At 66.4% G+C, this 16,964-nt stretch carries 21 protein-coding genes; 10 read left to right on the forward strand and 11 right to left on the reverse strand.

Going from position 1 to position 16,964, the window contains the following annotated elements; all coding sequences use genetic code 11:
• Positions 1 to 16 precede the first annotated feature (16 nt).
• Complete coding sequence (locus ACH3VR_RS19685; RefSeq protein WP_397558028.1) at positions 17 to 451, reverse strand: nuclear transport factor 2 family protein; 435 nt, start codon at positions 449 to 451, stop codon at positions 17 to 19.
• A complete protein-coding gene (locus tag ACH3VR_RS19690) occupies positions 441 to 1,040 on the reverse strand; it encodes a YybH family protein (RefSeq protein WP_397558029.1) in 600 nt (199 codons plus the stop codon). Before ACH3VR_RS19690 ends, ACH3VR_RS19685 begins: the two co-directional genes overlap by 11 nt.
• Between ACH3VR_RS19690 and ACH3VR_RS19695 the strand changes: the two genes are divergently transcribed.
• Positions 958 to 1,596, forward strand: coding sequence for a TetR/AcrR family transcriptional regulator (locus ACH3VR_RS19695; RefSeq protein ID WP_397558030.1), 639 nt, complete (start codon positions 958 to 960; stop codon positions 1,594 to 1,596). The genes ACH3VR_RS19690 and ACH3VR_RS19695 overlap by 83 nt on opposite strands.
• Before the next feature lie 136 nt (positions 1,597 to 1,732).
• On the opposite strand, the gene ACH3VR_RS19700 is transcribed toward ACH3VR_RS19695, so the two are convergent.
• The 7 genes from ACH3VR_RS19700 to ACH3VR_RS19730 all read right to left on the reverse strand — a co-directional run bounded on the left by ACH3VR_RS19700 (position 1,733) and on the right by ACH3VR_RS19730 (position 7,471).
• Positions 1,733 to 2,092: a hypothetical protein gene (locus tag ACH3VR_RS19700; RefSeq protein ID WP_397558031.1), complete on the reverse strand. Its 360-nt coding sequence runs from the start codon at positions 2,090 to 2,092 to the stop codon at positions 1,733 to 1,735.
• Positions 2,093 to 2,381: 289 nt separating this feature from the next.
• A complete protein-coding gene (locus tag ACH3VR_RS19705; RefSeq protein WP_396639518.1) occupies positions 2,382 to 2,633 on the reverse strand; it encodes a hypothetical protein in 252 nt (83 codons plus the stop codon).
• A gap of 320 nt (positions 2,634 to 2,953) precedes the next feature.
• Complete coding sequence (locus ACH3VR_RS19710; protein WP_397558032.1) at positions 2,954 to 3,145, reverse strand: hypothetical protein; 192 nt, start codon at positions 3,143 to 3,145, stop codon at positions 2,954 to 2,956.
• Between the two features lie 184 nt (positions 3,146 to 3,329).
• Positions 3,330 to 3,533 carry a hypothetical protein gene (locus tag ACH3VR_RS19715; protein WP_397558033.1) on the reverse strand — a complete coding sequence of 68 codons (204 nt, stop codon included), beginning with the start codon at positions 3,531 to 3,533 and terminating at the stop codon, positions 3,330 to 3,332.
• Between the two features lie 96 nt (positions 3,534 to 3,629).
• Complete coding sequence (locus ACH3VR_RS19720; protein ID WP_397558034.1) at positions 3,630 to 4,415, reverse strand: 2-oxo acid dehydrogenase subunit E2; 786 nt, start codon at positions 4,413 to 4,415, stop codon at positions 3,630 to 3,632.
• A gap of 29 nt (positions 4,416 to 4,444) precedes the next feature.
• Entirely contained in the window at positions 4,445 to 5,998 is a 1,554-nt protein-coding gene (locus ACH3VR_RS19725) for a carboxylesterase/lipase family protein (RefSeq protein ID WP_397558035.1), read from the reverse strand.
• 549 nt (positions 5,999 to 6,547) lie between these two features.
• Complete coding sequence (locus tag ACH3VR_RS19730) at positions 6,548 to 7,471, reverse strand: SDR family oxidoreductase (RefSeq protein ID WP_397558036.1); 924 nt, start codon at positions 7,469 to 7,471, stop codon at positions 6,548 to 6,550.
• 95 nt (positions 7,472 to 7,566) lie between these two features.
• Here ACH3VR_RS19730 and ACH3VR_RS19735 point away from each other — a divergent pair, with 95 nt between their 5' ends.
• Positions 7,567 to 8,229 (forward strand): TetR/AcrR family transcriptional regulator, encoded by a 663-nt coding sequence (locus ACH3VR_RS19735; RefSeq protein WP_397558037.1) that lies wholly within the window; start codon positions 7,567 to 7,569, stop codon positions 8,227 to 8,229.
• Between the two features lie 208 nt (positions 8,230 to 8,437).
• Here ACH3VR_RS19735 and ACH3VR_RS19740 read toward each other — a convergent pair whose 3' ends face one another.
• Positions 8,438 to 9,664 (reverse strand): MFS transporter, encoded by a 1,227-nt coding sequence (locus ACH3VR_RS19740; RefSeq protein WP_397558038.1) that lies wholly within the window; start codon positions 9,662 to 9,664, stop codon positions 8,438 to 8,440.
• Positions 9,665 to 9,771: 107 nt separating this feature from the next.
• On the opposite strand from ACH3VR_RS19740, the gene ACH3VR_RS19745 reads away from it, so the two are divergent.
• Together ACH3VR_RS19745 and ACH3VR_RS19750 are read left to right on the forward strand one after the other, a co-directional pair.
• The gene (locus tag ACH3VR_RS19745; RefSeq protein WP_397558039.1) at positions 9,772 to 10,356 is read left to right on the forward strand and encodes a sugar O-acetyltransferase; all 585 of its coding nucleotides are present in this window, start codon (positions 9,772 to 9,774) and stop codon (positions 10,354 to 10,356) included.
• 4 nt (positions 10,357 to 10,360) lie between these two features.
• Positions 10,361 to 10,978: a TetR/AcrR family transcriptional regulator gene (locus tag ACH3VR_RS19750; RefSeq protein WP_397558040.1), complete on the forward strand. Its 618-nt coding sequence runs from the start codon at positions 10,361 to 10,363 to the stop codon at positions 10,976 to 10,978.
• Between the two features lie 309 nt (positions 10,979 to 11,287).
• Here ACH3VR_RS19750 and ACH3VR_RS19755 read toward each other — a convergent pair whose 3' ends face one another.
• On the reverse strand, positions 11,288 to 11,962 hold the full coding sequence (locus ACH3VR_RS19755) for a TetR/AcrR family transcriptional regulator (RefSeq protein WP_397558041.1): 675 nt from the start codon (positions 11,960 to 11,962) through the stop codon (positions 11,288 to 11,290).
• A 188-nt stretch (positions 11,963 to 12,150) separates the two neighbouring features.
• Here ACH3VR_RS19755 and ACH3VR_RS19760 point away from each other — a divergent pair, with 188 nt between their 5' ends.
• The 6 genes from ACH3VR_RS19760 to ACH3VR_RS19785 all read left to right on the forward strand — a co-directional run bounded on the left by ACH3VR_RS19760 (position 12,151) and on the right by ACH3VR_RS19785 (position 16,524).
• Complete coding sequence (locus ACH3VR_RS19760) at positions 12,151 to 13,119, forward strand: NAD(P)-dependent alcohol dehydrogenase (protein WP_397558042.1); 969 nt, start codon at positions 12,151 to 12,153, stop codon at positions 13,117 to 13,119.
• Positions 13,120 to 13,206: 87 nt separating this feature from the next.
• Complete coding sequence (locus tag ACH3VR_RS19765) at positions 13,207 to 13,683, forward strand: DUF6326 family protein (protein WP_397558043.1); 477 nt, start codon at positions 13,207 to 13,209, stop codon at positions 13,681 to 13,683.
• A 569-nt stretch (positions 13,684 to 14,252) separates the two neighbouring features.
• Entirely contained in the window at positions 14,253 to 14,537 is a 285-nt protein-coding gene (locus tag ACH3VR_RS19770) for a hypothetical protein (RefSeq protein ID WP_397558044.1), read from the forward strand.
• Positions 14,538 to 14,796: 259 nt separating this feature from the next.
• Positions 14,797 to 15,498: a hypothetical protein gene (locus ACH3VR_RS19775; protein WP_397558045.1), complete on the forward strand. Its 702-nt coding sequence runs from the start codon at positions 14,797 to 14,799 to the stop codon at positions 15,496 to 15,498.
• 119 nt (positions 15,499 to 15,617) lie between these two features.
• Positions 15,618 to 16,076: a GyrI-like domain-containing protein gene (locus tag ACH3VR_RS19780; protein ID WP_397558046.1), complete on the forward strand. Its 459-nt coding sequence runs from the start codon at positions 15,618 to 15,620 to the stop codon at positions 16,074 to 16,076.
• Positions 16,077 to 16,230: 154 nt separating this feature from the next.
• Complete coding sequence (locus ACH3VR_RS19785; RefSeq protein ID WP_397558047.1) at positions 16,231 to 16,524, forward strand: hypothetical protein; 294 nt, start codon at positions 16,231 to 16,233, stop codon at positions 16,522 to 16,524.
• Positions 16,525 to 16,964: the final 440 nt, after the last annotated feature.

The raw sequence follows: 16,964 nt of genomic DNA on the forward strand, positions 1-16,964 counted from the left end.
GCCGGAACCGACAGGCTTACTGCTGTTGGTCGTTCAAGGCCGGTCTGGCTTCGTCGGGCTCGTAGTCCGCGTGGCGGTGGATGATCTTCCATCGGCCGTTTTCGCGCCGATAGAGGTGAGTGACTCTGAGCCGGTATTTTCGTGGCGCGCCGCCGGTGACCGCTTCGGTGTTCTCGAAGGCGACGGTGTAGGCGAGATCTCCACTGGCCTGTGCGTGGACGATCTCGAAGTCCCAGGCGATCGAGCCGCCGAACCAGGAGGCGACCTCATGGAATGACGGCTCGAGATCCGACCAGCCGTTGGCGGTGAGGTTCGCTCCGAACAACGACACGGGATCGTGATGGCTCCACAGCGCGATGCGCGGGAGCGGGTCGCCGTTGTGGATCTCGGTGTCGGCCGCGCTCTGCGCGGGGACCATCTCGGCGAGGAAGGCCTCGGTTTCAGGGTTCACGGTCTGCTCCCCTTTCATGGGCTGCGGGTTTCCAGGGCAGCTCGAGCGCCACGGGGTCCAGATCCGCGTGACCGTGCGCGACGAACCACGTCCCGTGCTCACGACGGAGAACTCGGCTCACCCGCGCTGCCGGCAGGGCTGGTCCGCCGTCGATTCTGACGCGCGGCGTCTCCCGTGTCACGAGATAGCCATGATCACCCACGACATCGACGGTGAGGGTCTCGAGGTCGAATCCCTCGAAGGCCCACGCCCGACTGGCGACTCTGTCGAAGTGCGCCAAGACATCGGTCGTTCCGACAGCGCTCGTTCCCAGCTGACCGAGCCAGCTGATGCGTCCGCCCGGCAGCCACAGGCGCCTCCACGCTGACGCGTCACCGGTGTACAACGCGGACTGTGCGGCGCGCAGTCGGGGCGCCACGTCCGCAATGAGCGACGGATCATCCACAGCAGCACCCTGCCTTTCCACTACACTTGAACTGTCTTCAATACAGTTAGGATGTACCCGAATGTCGGGAACAGTCAAGAGGTCGTATGACACGACGTCGCGCGCTCGGCAGGCCCAGGAGAACCGGGACCGGATCAGCCGCATGGCCCACGATCTCTTCGTGGAACGCGGCTACGGGCACACGAAGATCGCCGACATCGCGAGAGCAGCAGAAGTCTCCCCGGAGATGATCTACAAGGCTTTCGGAAGCAAGGCCGAACTTCTGCGCAGCGCATGGTTCGTCATGTTCCGTGGGGACGGGCGCGACGAGACCCTCTACGACCGCCCCGAGACCCAAGCGGCCTTGCAGCTCCCCGACCTGGCAGACCGCATACGAGAATTCGCCGCACTCGCCGCCGCACGCGCCCGCCGCAGCACTCCCCTGCTGCGTGCCATCGAAGGTGCCGCCGCCTCCGAGGAAGGCGCACGCGAAATGCTCACGACCTGGCACGCGAGACTGCTCGATGTCGCCACCAGGTTCGCGCAGGGGGCCGCCCGGACCGGACAGCTCGCGATCGCGGAGGACGAATGCCGAGACCTCATGTACGCCATGCTCGACGGCCACCTCTGGCAACGCCTCGTCATCGACCGGGGTTGGACCGAGGAGCGCTACGCCGCTTGGCTCGCCGCCGAATGGCAACGGCAGTTCCTACGAAACTGAGCGCGCGCGTTCGTCAGTGATGGAGGATCCGCGTCGGCACGAATGTGGACCGGCTTGCGGACGTGCCAGCGACCGGCGAGGTGTCAGTCTGCCCAGAGGTCTCGACGATTCCACCGCGATGGGGAAGCGTGGTTGGTCACTCCGGGCCGTTGGGATGGGCGAGATCGTAGGCGTGGGAGACCTTCTTGGGGACGACCATGCGCCAAGCGTCGACGACCAGCTCGCGAGCCTCGGTGGGGTCCAGCGCCGCAAGGCTCGCGTGGACCCAGTTGAAGCGTAGATCCGACTCCGATGGCATCTGGAACTTTCGTGGATCGCCACCGACCAGTGCGCAGCGTTCTTCTTTCGGGAAGGCGAAACCCATCACGCTCTCGTCAAGGGAGAACGCTGCATAGACGAGCTGACCGACGCGGAATTTCAATCTCCCGCGCACGTACACCGGATACGAGCGCTCCAACTCGGTACCCAGCATCCGGACGTCGTCGATGACAGCCATGCTCAGACCCGTCGATAGCTCAGTGGAACCCGATGCCGCGCTGCGCGCCCGGGTCTCGGCCGCGGGGCGTTCCTAGCTCTCATCGTCAACGTCCAATGGTAGGCGCGGGTCGGTCGCACGTGCAGTTGTGCCCATTCGTGCCACCTGGTGAGACCACTGATTGTCCGCCTCCGGTGACGAGGATCACTCACGTCAAGGCCATCCCGTTGTTGACGAGCCCGTATCGCGACCGTCAGCGTACGCAGAGCGACCGTTCGGAGCAATCTGCCATACGTCAGGGATGAATTGGTCAGGTCGAGTTCTCGTTCGTTCCATCGGCGACAGCAGTCAACTCGAGGATGCGCGCTTCGAGTGCGCGCAGGAGTGGTTCGCGTCTGGCCGTCTTGAGCACTTCGGTGATGTAGGACTGTGCGAGTCCCGTAGCGACGAGGCCGGCGTAGCCGCTGTCTTCGATTTCTACGACGATCTGACTAACGGTGTCGACGTCGTCGGCGACCATCGCGCGGAGCAGCCGGGTCGCGAGAAGATCTGGTCCATCCATGTCGGATCGCTCCTTTCGCTCCGGAATTCTAGGAATCGATACGGCATCGCTCAAGGGCACTGACGTGGCGTGTCTGGCCCGAGCAATTCTTCGACGAACGATCCGGGCCGCGGCAAGGAAACCGACCCCGGTGCGGTCTATCCGCCGAAGAGCGATGCGTAAGCTCCGTTAGGGATAGCAATCGCACGCGTCTATCCGTGCACGCGAGCTGCCCCTCACGCGCTCTGCCCGTATGCGGATCCACGTGCACGGACGAGGTGCGACCGCTGATGCCGAGACCAACGACGACCGCTTCCGTGGCCCACGCAATAGCACTGCCCTCAGATGTAGGCGAGGTAGATGATGACGTCTCCATCGATCGCGTCTCGTACATACTCGCGGCCGTCGTGCCACAGGCGATCATCCACGACGCGTTCCGGTCCGTATTGGACGCCCTCCGTGTGCACTGTCACTCGTCGCCCCGTCGAGTCGACGGTGTCGAATTGAGCGGTGTACAGCTCGTCGGCTCGCATGGAGCAAGGCTACGACCGCACGCCGCTTGTGGGCGCCGTAGATCACGACGTCGATTGTTCGCGCAGAGGATTCCGAATCGGTCAGATCATTCCACGAGACTTCGTTCGTATCGTGAGGCAGGCCGCCTGCCCGCTGGGGAATGGCGAGTGTGCAAGCGCGGCGCCGTCAACGGCATCGGGGTGCTCAAGCGACGCCGAGGGCCTCAAACGCGTAGTAGGTGAGGTAGACCGGCCAGACGAGGGCCTGAAGGAGGCCTAGAACCCAGCCCCAGAATCCCATGTCGGAGTGGGAGATGAAGTAGATGGCGGCGCCAATGTACGCCAGAAAGAAGAAGAACCCCCACGGTGCGGCATGCGCCGCTGCCCCGCTCCCGCGTCCATCGCTCATGTCGGCCACCTCATCTCCGTTCAGTTCGGAGGGTACGCCGCAGGAGAGGCGAGGGGCAGGGGCCGGGGGCGGACGTGGACGCGCGGCCGGCCCAGGTCACCCCTCCGCGGCGGGAGCAATCTCGAGCACGGCCGCCGACTCGACCAGCTCGCGGAGTGTCTCGGTGAAGCGGGCGGCAGGTGCACCATCCACCACAGCGTGGTCAAAACTCAGCGTCAACGGGAGCATGGGGCGCACGACGACCTTCCCGTCTCGCACAACAGGTCGGTCGACAACCCCGCCCACGCTCACGATGACCGTCAACGGCGCGACCGGGATCGCCCAACCCCAACCGCGTGTGAACATTCCGAGAGAGGTCACGCCGACGGCGGGCCCGAAGCTCGCCGCGATGCTCGGCCGGGTGCCTCCGAGCCGGATGGCTGTCCGACGCAGCGGGCCCGGCAGTCGCAGCACCAATCGCATCATCCCGTGCGGAGAATGCGACTCACCGGGACCGTACTTCGTCTCACGCAACAGGGCGGACACCGCGGACGCGGACATCCGATTGACGTCGCGAACGGTGGCGATGTCGAGGATGGTTTGTCCCGTCCAGTGCCGTTCGACCGTCGCGCCAACATCGACCCGATCGAAGGTGAGGATCCGATTCCCTGCCTTCCGGCTGTTCACCTCCGGATGCCGGGCCAACGCGCGACCCAGCGTCGCGATGAGGAACCCGGTCCACGACACATGTGGCTCCGCCTGCGCAATCCGCGCCGAGGCCTCGGAAACGTCGAACTCGACCAGCGCGTGGACCTGGAACCGCCGGCTGGCGCCAACGAGCCGGTCGAGCACCGGACGCCGATTACTCGGGACACGACTGACCACGTAGCCGGGCACGCTCACGACGGCCTCCCTCGTTGCGGCATCCGCGATCACCGCAGGCCAGCCCAGAACTCACGCTCCCACGCGCGGGGGTCCGGTATCGCCTTCGACGGAACGTCGAATCGCATCGTCGCCCGGCGATCCAGGTCGTAGCGTGGCCATTTCGGGCCCGGGTCGCCGCTCGCGGCGAAGGCGGCCCACGCGCCGTGCATGACGTCCGCGAGCTGCTGCGGCGCGTCCGGTCCGAGCATCGGCCCGAACAGCGGCACGTCGGGTCCGACAGTGTCGAAGACGAACGGGATCTCCAGCGCGTGGACGGCGCCGAGGCCCCGGGCCGGCCACGCGAACTCGTACATGTACGTTCGCCCCACCATGCCAGCGTGGGCGTCGGCAAGGCGGATCGCGGGCAGGCGCATCCACCAGTCCGTCTGCACCAGCGCGAAGATGTCCCCAGGCGCAGCCTGGGGGTACCGGACCCGGTACGCGGCGAGCGTCGCCTCGGGGGACAACCCGTAGGCTGCAAGGGATTGATAGCCGTACCGCTCCACCGGTCCCGTCATGATCTCGTCCGTCATGGCGCCCAAGACGCCGCCGACCAGGCTCCACAGGCGCCAGTCGTCGACATTCGTGCCGACGATGATGTCGATGTCGCCCGCCGCACCGGACGTTATCCGCTCGATGGGCGGGGCAGGGATCACGTCGCCGTCCAGCGAGGGTTGCCACGGCATCATCGTCGAGACAATCTCGAGACCCCAGCGTTCCGGGTCGGGGTCGGCGGAGAGGGCGTCCTTCAGCCGCGTCTGCGCCGCGAGCAGCCGCTTGACGCCGACTTCCGCGATTGCCGCGCGTTCCGGACGAACGCCGAGGAGGTCCGCGAGGTATCCTGCGATGCGCCTGGCGTCGGAGGCGGGCATCACGTGGTGTGCTGCCCCACTCTGCAGTATCGCGCGCCGGAACAGTCCCTCGGCACGCGGCATCGCTAGCAGCATCCCGATGCTCATCGCCCCGGCCGACTCCCCGAAGATCGTGACGTTGCCCGGGTCACCGCCGAACGCGGCGATCTCCTCGCGGATCCACGCCAGCGCGGCCACCTGGTCGAGCAGGCCGACGTTCGCGATGCCGTCGTCCAGGTACAGGAAGCCCTCGGCCCCAGGCCGCCAGTTGATCACCACACAGACCACGCCGTCGCGGGCGAATCGGCTGCCGTCGTAGGCGGCGGTGGAGCTGAGCTCGAACATCCCACCTTGGATCCACACCATCACCGGCAGCCCACGCGCGGCCGGGTCAGGCGTCCAGATGTTGAGGTTGAGCACCTCCTGGGATGGCGCGGCGCGTGCCACGCGAGCGAACGCCTCACCCACCTCCGACCAATCGCCGGACGCCCCTTCGCCCGGACCGCCGGTCGTGGGCGGGGCCACCTGCGGCGGCTCCGGACCGAACGCCGTCGCGTCGCGGACGCCGTCCCACGGTTCGACCGGCCGAGGCGAACGCAGCCGCCCCTCGCCGAACGGCGGCGCGGCGTATGGGACGCCCAGGAACACGTGGAGTCCGTCCAGAAGCCCGCCGCGTACCTCGCCCCGACTTGTTCGCACCACCGTGTCCATGCATCCCATGCTTGTCGCGCTCGTCGTGGCGGTCAGGGCCGAAGGTCCCGGCGCGTCGACGTCCAATCCACAGCCGGACCCTTCTCGCCCGCAGCCCGAGAAGGGAGCACCTCGAGGCCCAACAGGTAACGGTCCGGCGACCGCACACCTCTCGTGCTCACTCGGGCACCACTTCTGCCCACTGAGGCATCCGGCGTTGCCCCGACGGATGCCGAACGGGCGCATCGAGACAAATGGGGCGCGAGGCCGACCGAGGGAGTCCCGGACACAAGCTCGAGCGGTCCTGCCGCGGCCTTGGCACCCGCCTGCGCCGAGTCGGCTGTCGATGACATCGGCTATGCAGGGCCGGCCAGTGTCCCCGGGCCGCACCGAGTTAGGGATCCAGAGAGAACCGCGTAAGGCGCGTTCGCCGCCCTGCCCTACCGCGCATTGCGCGTAAGCCGATCCGGAGCGAACGCGTCGGAGCGCGTACGCGACGTGCCTCTTCCGCGCAGCGCTCGCAATGGGATCGGCGGTGGGACGCGTGCTCAGCCCAACGCGGATTCCTGGCTATTCGATGGTGTTGGTCATGTGGTGGACGTTGACGCCGGTCAGCTCTTCGGCGAGGGCCCAGAGGCGCTGCGCGAGGGCGGGATCGGCGGCGGATTTCGGGATGCGTAGGCGCGTGGGCCGGCCGACGAGGCTGAAGCGCGGACCGTAGTACGAACCCTGCTCCACATCTGGGTCCGTGGCGGCGAGGATGAGCGATTCTGCGCCTTCCTCAGGAGTTGATGAGGGCAGGATTCGCCCGAGGATCTGCAGTGCGAGTGGCGGCCGGCCGCCCATGGTGGGCCCGGCGTGCGCGATGTTGGTGCGGGAGCTGCCCGGGTGCGCGGCCACGGAGAGCAGATTCCAGCCGTTCTGCTTCGCGAGCTCAGCCAGGTGCTGGCTCATCAGGAGGTCGGCGAGTTTGGACTGTCGATACGCGGGGATCGCCTGGTAGTCCCGTTTCCAGTTGAGGTCGTCGAACCGGATGGAGGCGCCGTTCGCTTGGCTGCTGGCCATTGTCGCGACACGCGGAGCGTCGGCGGTGAGCAGCAGCGGGAGCAGCCGCACGGTCAGTGCGAACGGGCCGAGGAAGTTGCTGCCGATCTGCAGCTCGAAGCCGTCCTTGGTCTCGTGACGGACCGGCGGCATCATCACGCCGGCGTTGTTCACCAGCAGATCGAGTGGAGTGCCGTCGGCGATGAGCGCGTCGGCGAACTGCTTCACGCTTCCCAGGTCCGCGAGATCGAGCTGGCGCATGTGCAGATCCGCACCAGGGTTGCGCTTCAGGATGTCCGCCTTCGCGTCCTCCCCTTTGCTGGGCGTTCGAACAGCCAGGATGACTCGCGCGCCGGCAGCGGCCAGGGCCGCGGCTGTGGCTTTTCCGGTTCCGCTGTTCGCACCGGTGACGACCGCGACCTTGCCGCGCTGACTGGACATTCCTTGCATCTCGAACTCCTCTATCAGACCCCTGGTCTGTTGCGCCCAGCGTAACAGACCGGAAGTTCTTTAACAAAAGACCTCCGGTCCGATAAAGTGGGCACATGGAGTTCCAGCGCGCCCGGAGCGACGCACAGCGCGACGAGCGGCGTCGCGTGATTCTGCAGACGACAGCCCGGATGCTCACCCAGATGCCTGTCGCCGAGCTCAGCCTGAACGAGATCAGCCGCAGGGTCGGCCTGGCAAAGTCGAACGTGCTGCGCTACTACGAATCGCGAGAAGCCATCCTCCTGGAACTCCTCAATGTCGAGCTTCAGGACTGGGCTGCCGCTCTCGACGCCGAACTCACAACGTCAGACCGCGACCTCCCGGCGCGTGCAGAGCACGTCGCCAAGGTGGTCGCACGCTCCATGGATCAACGACCCGTGATGTGCGACCTCATCAGCAGTCAGGCCTCAGTCCTGGAGCGCAACATCTCCGCCGGCCTCGCGCTAGAACACAAGCGGCTGATCGGAGAATCCGTCGCGACTCTCGTGCGCGCCCTGCGCCGTGCGCTGCCCGAACTCGACGATGCGACGGCATACCGTCTCGTCGCGATGACGCTGATCAGCGCCAGCGGCGCGTGGCCGCAAAGCCACCCATCCCCGGCAGTGCTCGAGGCCTACGCCCTCGAACCCTCACTGCAGAATGCACAGCTGAGTTTCACCGACGCCATCACCGAGTACGTCGAGGTCGGCATCCTCGGACTGATCGCGCGTCAGCCCTAAGCGCCCCAGGGCAGTCGGATCCGTCAACGCACGAGCGGTCCGCTTCCGGGCAGTGCCCGATTGTGGATCCGATGCGAACGGCTTTTCGCGCGTTCGCATCGTCCCTCGTGTCGCGCGGCCGGTAAGACGATGTGCCCGGCGAACAGGCCGCGAGCGGTTCCGGTCGGTGCGAAGCAGAGGTTGGCGGTGGGGCCGGGCTCGCGACCGACTATGAAACGGGGACCTCGTTTCGGCGATCAACCATGAGGTTGAGCCGCTCCGACATCACGAGGCCCAGAGCGACGAGTACGGCGAGGAACAACGGGAGCAGCCACATTCCGGTCCAGGCCGAGATCACGCCGAAGAGCGGTGGTGCGAGCGTGGAGCCGGCGTAGGCGGCTGCCATCTGGATGCCGATGATCGCTTGCGAGTTGTTGCGGCCGAAGTTGACCGGTGTGGAGTGGATGATCGCGGGGTAGATCGGCGCGCATCCGAGTCCCGCGATCACCAGGCCGATGAGAGCAAGCGTGCTCGTCTGGAGCGGCAGCGCCAGCATGAGGACTCCGGTGCCGACGGTGATGAAGCCGCCGCGCATCATCCATCGGTCTCCGACACGGTCGGCGAAGAACCCGGCCAGGAATCGGCCGGCGGTGATGCCCAGCAGGAAGAGCGAGGCGAACGCGGCGGCGGTGGCCGGGGCTACTCCGCGATCTGCCACGAGGTAGGTCGATGCCCAGAGGATCGCGGTGCTTTCGAGTGCGCAGTATGCGAAGAAGGCGGCGAGGATCAGCAGGACGCCGGGAATGCGCAGCGCTTGCGCGAGAGGGACGTGACGGCTGCCGTTTCCGGTCGGCGGGCTTTCGGCATCCCCCTCTTCACCGTCCTCGTGATGGCTCGGAACGATTGAGTTGACCCGCTTCCACAGCGGGATGCTGAGCAGGAGCGCGAAGGTGAGGACTGCCTGGATGGCGCCGATGATCAGGTAGGCGCTCGACCAGCCCATGCCGGACGTGAGCGCGAAGCTCATGATGAACGGGCTGATGGATGCGCCGAGGCCCCAGCATGCGTGAAGCCAGTTCATGTGCCGGGCGGCGTAGTGCACGGCCACGTAGTTGTTTAGCGCCGCGTCGACGGCACCGGCGCCCAGTCCGTACGGGATGGCCCAGAGGCACAGCATCCAGAAAGAACCGGAGAACGAGAAACCCACCAGGGCGGCCGCCGTCATGCCGACGCTGACGGCCGTCACGACGCCGACGCCGAACCGGCGCGTGACGCGCTCGGAGGCGAGGCTGGAGAGGATGGTGCCGCTCGCGATGATCATCGTGACGATGCCGGCGAAGGCGATCGGCACGTCGAGGTCCTGGTGCATGACCGGCCAGCCGGCGCCGATCAGCGAGTCGGGCAGTCCGAGGCTGATGAAGGCGATGTAGATGATCGAGAGGAGGAGGGCGTACACGAGGAGTAAGGCGCTTTCGGAGATCGGGTGTGCGGACGGTTCGCAATACTTGGACGATCGTACACACAATCTGGACGTTCGTACACATCTGAGCTAGATTCGCGTGCATGGCCGAGGACTACTTCGCGGGCGACCCGCGTTCGAACCGAGAACGCATGCTCGCGGGCGACCTCTATATCGCCGATGATCCGGACAACGAGCGCCTTCATGATCGGGCTGTGCGTCTCAGTGACGAGTACCACCGCGCATTGGTCGTCGGAGATGCTTCTGCTCGCGCGCTCCTGTCAGACCTGCTCGGCACGCTCGGGGAAGGTGCGCACATCAACGCGCCGCTGTTCGTGGACTACGGCGAGAACATCCACGTCGGCGCCCGGACCTTCGTGAACTACAACCTCACCGCCCTCGACGTCGCGACCATCACCATCGGCGAGGACTGTCAGATCGGCCCGAACGTTCAGCTGCTCACGCCGACGCATCCGATCGATCCGCAGCCTCGACGCGACAAGCTCGAAGCGGCGAAGCCCATCACGATCGGCGACAACGTGTGGCTTGGAGGCAGCGTCATCGTCTGCCCGGGAGTGACCATCGGCGCGAACTCGGTGATCGGCGCGGGAGCTGTGGTCACGAGGGACATTCCGGCCGGTGTCGTCGCCGTCGGCAACCCCGCTCGCGTCGTCCGAACGATCGAGTAGTCCCGTGACCACAGCGAGAGATGCGACGGGGTCTCGGCTCGGCCGCCGCAACGATCCCGATCGACGCGACCGCATCGTCGCTGCGTGCCTGGAGGTCATCGCCCACGTCGGGGTCGCCGGCACGTCGCATCGCAAGGTCGCCGCCGAGGCAGGCGTTCCGCTCGGTGCGACGACCTACTACTTCGACGGCATGGACGGCTTGCTCCGGGAGGCCTTCACACGGTTCGCCACGACCGTGAGCGATCGATTCACGCAGCGCATGAGCGAGGCCACCGACATCGACGCGGCGCGAGCCGCGGTCGTCGCGATCATCCTCGAAGACGTCTACGGCGACGATCGCGAACTCATCCTGTCGCACGAGCTCTACACCCTGGCCGCTCGCGAGCCGGCATACCGCTCCATCACGGCCGAGTGGATGCAGCGCAGCCGGACAGCGCTTGAACGCCACTTCGACCCCGACACGGCACGCATGCTCGACGCGCTGATCGAAGGACTCACCATCCACCGCGCCCTCGACGCACACGCTCGCGACCCGCGCGAGGTCGCCGATGCGGTCGCCCGCATCACAGCCACCCGCCACGAGGCGGCGCAACGAGACGGCATGAATGACGGGGCGGACTGAATCGGCGCCGGCCGCGAAGAGATCCGGATCGACCCCTTCATCGCGCGTGACGTCCAGCTTCCGGCCACTGCGCGTAGATGGATCCGAATCGCACGTGCCTGAGCGCGTACGCAACCTCCCCTGGGCGCGCATCGCGCGAATCGGGATCCCGTTCCCACTCTCGATCATCGACGCATCGACGAGATCGCTCAGCGCGTCGCGGTACTCGGCGCGGTGAGTTCGATAGTGAGCGGTTGTTGAATGCGGAGGAGTGGCGCGCTCTTGGACCGCACGCGGTGCCGAGGTCCGCGTGGCGGTCCGCAGGTGTCGCTATCCGGCGGTTCTCAGTGGCTCGAGGGCAGCTAGGACGAGGTTGAGGCCGAAAATGAACTCGTCCGCCGGGTCGAAGCCGGCATCGACCAGCGCCGCGGCGGACTCGTTGAGATACGGGAACTCGTCAGGGGGAAGTTGGGGCAGATAGACGTCCTCGGCCATCTCCGCGAGCTCATCGGCGGTGTCGAACGGCAGGCTGGCCGCCTGCAGGGCGAAACCGTACACATAGCTGTCGAGCAGCCAGTTGGCGTGCGTCGCCATCAAGGGCGAGAAGCCGGCCCTTCGCAGGCAGGCGGTGACCGCTTCGTGGTGGCGGAGGTTCGCCGGCCCCGGCGAGGTCCGCGACTCCATCAGGCCGTTCGCCCAGGGATGACGGGCGAGAACCTGTTGGGCGGATACCGCCCGCCGTCGCATCGCCGACTGCCAGTCGGTCTCTTCGGGTGGGAGCTCGATCTCCTCGAACACGAAGTCGATCATGGCGTCGAGCAGCTCATCCTTGCTCGCCACATAGTGGTACAGCGACATCGCGCCGGCGCCGAGCGTGCTGGCCAGCCGGCGCATGCTCAGCCCGCCGACCCCTTCGCGGTCGGCGAGCCGGATCGCCTCGAGCACGACCCGCTGCTTGCTCAGCCCTGCGTCTGAGAGGACCTGGCGGTGTTCTTTCGCGGACACGGGTCTCCTTGCTCGCTCGTAGGGCTTGACAATCGTACAGCGTACGGTCATAGTACAGCGTACGACGTACGGTGTACGAGCCAGCGAGAAGTCGCAGCTCGAGTGAGGAGGCTTCCGTGAGAATCGAACAGCGATCGGATGCTGCAACCGGCCTGGTGCCGGAGGCGAGGCCGACTGGGGCGGCGACGATGCGGGCCGCCATCCAGCGTCACTACGGCCCGCCCTCGGAGCTCGAGTTGACCGAGATCGGGCTGCCGATACCCGGTCGAGGCGAGGTGCTCGTCCAGGTGGGCGCGGCCTCGGTGCATCCCGGCGATCACTTCGTCTTGACCGGTGAGCCGTACGTCGTGCGCCTGGTGTTCGGGCTCCACCGGCCGCGCCACGGCATCCCCGGCAGAGACCTTGCCGGCGTGGTGGCAGCGGTCGGGAAGGATGTCACGGCGCTCGGCCCCGGCGACGAGGTGTTCGGTTGGAGCACCACCGGAGCGCTCGCGGAGTACGCCTGCGTCGCGGCGGAGAACCTCGTCACCGTGCCTGCCGATCTGTCGGTCGTGGACGCGGCCGCAGTGCCCACCTCGGGTATGACGGCGTTGCAGGCCCTGCGCGACATCGCGAACGTTCGACCGGGCCAGTCGGTGCTGGTCGCGGGCGCGTCGGGCGGCGTGGGAACGTTCGCCGTGCAGATCGCCAAGGCGTTCGGCGCCGAGGTGACCGCGGTGTGCAGCACTCGCAACGTCGAGCTGGTCCGGTCGCTTGGTGCTGACCACGTCGTCGACTACACGGCGACCGACTTCACCGGCACCGGGAAGCGTTATGACGTCATCCTCGACAGTGTGGAGGCCCAGCCCCTGGCGGCCCTCCGCGGAGCGCTCACGCCCACGGGCGTTCTCATCCCCAACAGCGGACGCGGCGGCCGCTGGTTCGGCCCCCTCGGTCGGATCGTCAAAGCGCGCGTGCTGTCGACGTTCACCCGTCAGCAACTGAGACCCTTCACGTCGATCGGGAAGCGCCAGGATCTGCTCGCCCTGGCTGACCTGCTCGCAACCGGGCAGGTCAGGCCGGTTATCGATCGCACCTACCCCCTCGACGAAGCGGCCCACGCCCTGCGCTACGTCGCAGCCGGGCACACCCGAGGGAAGGTCGTGGTCACCCTCTGACGACCGCCCCCGCCGAGAACGACCCAGCCCGCACCCAGCCCTGCCGCCACTCCGGTGGAGGGACCGCTCCTCAAGGAAGAAGAACCGATGAACACCCGAACCGAAACCCCGAACACGCTCGACAGCCGGCGGATCCCCGTGCAGGCCAAGCTCGCTGCCGCGTGGACCAGCTTCATGTTCCTTTACGTCTACGTAGACGTCCTCAACTTCTACAAGCCCGGCGTCGTCGATGGCATCCTGAACGGCCTCGTCTGGAGGTTCGACATCAGCCCGACGTTGTTGACCGTCTTCCTCGTGTCGGTGTCGATCCCCGCCCTGATGGTGATGCTCTCCATGACGCTGCCCGATCGGGCGAACCGCGTCACGAACCTCGTCGTCGCATCACTCCTCATCCCCTACTCGATCTTCAATGCGGCGGGGACGACCTGGGAGTGGATCGCCTTCTACGGCATCTCCATCGGAATCGAGGTGCTGCTCCTGGCCTTCATCCTGCGTTCCGCCTGGGCGTGGCCCCGAATCTCCGCTGTCCCCGCCGGTCGCGCGACGACCGCCCTTCGACAGTGACCGACCGGCGGGTAGAGCTCGCCACCTGCACGGCGACCCTCCTCCACGTGCACGTGCCGGAACAGGGAACCACCGTCGAGCATTCGTTCCCCGGAACCAAGGTTCAGGTGATCGAAGTCGCGATCCAACGAGATGCGCGCCGACGGCCCGCTTTCGTCCAACCCGCGTTTACGGATCAGCGTCGGGCAATGGAACTTCGCGCGATTCCGCGTTCGCTCATTGGCCGCTGCTGTCAATCCCCTCTGTCCCGCCCTGCCCCGGCGCGAGACTGCACGCACAACGACACGTATCGGGTTTGTTCGGCGCCGACCCGCCTGGATCTTCCGCGCACTGGGCGCGAGAGGGAGGTGCGAAACACAATGTTCGACACCATTTTCGGTCTACCTCTTCATCCCCTCGTCGTTCACGCAACCGAGGTCGTCGTCCCTGTCGCCGCCGTGCTGGTGGTTCTCACGGCCGCATAGCCGCGATTTCGGCGTTGGGCGGGATACCTCACACTCGGCGTCTCGGTCGTCGCGCTTGCCCTCGTACCGATTTCCAAAGAGTCTGGCGAACAGCTCGAGGCACGGGTGGGTGAGAACGCGCTCATCGACACGCACGCCGAACTCGCTGACGGCCTCCTGCCGTGGGTCATCGGGCTGGTCGTCGTGGCAGCAGCACTGCTGTGGTGGAACATCCGGGAAACACGGGCGAAAGCATCCCTCTCCTCCTCGGACACCGAGGCAAAGCGTGGTCCGATATGGGTTCCCGCCACATTGCTCGTCCTCGCCGTCATCGTCGGCGGCGGGACGACAGTGGAGGCTGTTCTGATCGGCCATAGCGGAGCGGCGGCCGTCTGGTCAGAACACATATGAGCCACCCGCGAGCCGATGTTCGGCTGTCGCGTGATCATCGCGCGGTGGCGGTCCCGGACGAACGCACTACTGGCCGCACGGTCCCACCGGAATGTCGAGTCACAGAGACCACATAGCGGGAGCACAGACCGACGGGCAATCGCGCTTCGCGCTCACCTCTCACCATGTCCTCTGCTCGCACAGGGATCCGGTCTGACGGCATCACTAGCGCGGTTGGCGGCACTGTCGGGCCGCATGAGTGCGGAGTACATTGTGCGCCATGCAGCACACGCCTCGCCTCGTGTGGCCGGTAGTCCTCGCGCTCGCGCTCACTGGCTGCACCAGCGCGGGCGGTGCGACACCCACGAGCGCTGCGACCCAAAGCGCCAAGCAGTCGGAGCAGTTCACTCCGACACTCACGTTCGCTCTCCCGTCTGAGTGGGCTGTCTTCGAAGACTTGCCCAGCAACTTTGCGGCCGCCCCTGCCAGCGCGAGTGTCGCAGAACTGGAGGGCGAGACGGCCGACGCAATCTTCGTGAACAACGACGTGTATGCATCGAACCGCGACTGCAGCTCCGAGGCCGAGGCGATGTCACCGCAGCCTGGCGTCGGCACAACCCCGCAAGACATGGTCGAGGAGTTCATTGCTCGCGGATCAGTGACCGTGAGCGAACCCCAGGATGTCGCCCTCGGGGGCCTGAACGGTCTGATGATCGACCTCACCCGCAACCCGGCCTGGCCCGGCGACAACTGTCAGATCGGTCTCCAGGACGACCCGAGTCAGCCGATCGTCCTCCTCTACGCCGGGGTCGGTGGTCTGCTGCACGGCTTCGCTCCCGGCGTGGACACGCCCAAGCGCTACTACCTGCTCGCCGATCCCGACGGCGATGGAACGATCATCGTCGAGTTGCAAGATGCCGACACCAATGGCTTCGACGAAATGGAGTCGATCGTGCAGACCTTCTCCTTCGCCACGCACTAGAGCGCGCCGACGCGCGCGCCGACCAGCCCCTTTCTGCGCGCTGCCCGCAGAGGAATCCCACGAGCCACGGTTCACGTTTGTCTCGAGACGAGAGGGGGACGGTGGCCTAACGTTGAGGGGTGCCCACAGCAGTTGAGGTACAGACCGTTCGTCCTCGAATTCTGGCGGCGGTGCGACGAGAGATCCCGTCGAGCGAGATCGGTGCGACGTGGAAGCCTGCGCTGGACTTGGTGTGGGACTTCCTTCGCCAGCATCCCGGCATTCGGACGGATGGTCACAACATCTTCGTATACTCCGCCGGCGCACGACCTGGATCGATGGTCTGCGACTTCGGCGTCGAGGTGGCCCGAACGTTCGAGCCAGAGGGCGAGGTGCGGACGATCGAAACGCCTGGCGGCGACGTTGCCGTCGCGGTCCATCGGGGTCCCTACACCGAGCTGAGTAAGACCTACCAGGCCATCGAGGAGTGGATGAGGGCGCACCGGCGGGAGACAGCGGGATACGTGTGGGAGATCTACGCAGACCCATCACCCGATCCGAATCGGACGGAGACGACGATCCTCCAACTCCTCAAGTAGGAGCCGGCCCAGATCCAACCACCGGCCCTGGCGTCCGCGCTGGGTGGCCAATCGCCGATCCCTTTCCGTGGGGCGGGATCGGGTATATCGTCCGTGGCGAGCCGTTCGCCCGGCACGCGCGAGCGCTTGTCGGCGTCGTGGGTCGAGGAGAGCCATGGTGGAGCAATCGCGTGGGGCCGCCGGCCACCGGTTCGAGCGGTGGTTCGAGCTCGAGGTGGTCGAGCCGATGGCAGACTTCCGGAACCCGCGGCAGGAGTGGCGTCAGCAGGTTGCAGTCATGGGCGAATTCGTAGTGCCCGACGGTGCCCGGTTGGGCGATCCAGGGTGCTCCGGTGTTGAGCACCTCACGGCCCTGGGTGACGGTCCCATCGACACGGTCGGTGACACAGAACATGTACCCGTCGATATCGTCGACGCGTGCGATGACTTGCCGGCCGCGATCGAGTAGTCCAGGAAGGTCAGCGCGGATCCGCCGGTGAAGACGTCCAGCGTGAGAGTGACGCCCGGACCGCGGCGGGCGCCGAGTTAGGCTCCGGGGAAGTAGGCGTCGAGTGCTTGAGTTGCACCGGACGTCTCATCGGTTGCGACGTGAACGGCATGCATCGCCTTGGACCTCCGCCGGTTCGGCTTCCCAGGTTCGGGTACGGCCCGACGAGAACACTCGCTCCGCTACTCGCTGGGCGCTTGGTGGCCGAGGTACGCCGATATCCACATCGCGCAAGGGCCCCCCGGATCGCGCAGCGACGCACCCGCCACGTATGCCGGGCGTTACGATCGCGCTGGAAGGAGCGCGGGGGGTCAAGTCCCGTGGCGTGGTGTCATTCCGTTGCTTCCTGAGGGTGGGTGGTGGTCAGGCGGTGAGGTAGAGCTCGGGACGTGCGGGCTCGG

Source organism: Microbacterium alkaliflavum, assembly GCF_044325405.1.
Lineage (GTDB): Bacteria > Actinomycetota > Actinomycetes > Actinomycetales > Microbacteriaceae > Microbacterium > Microbacterium alkaliflavum.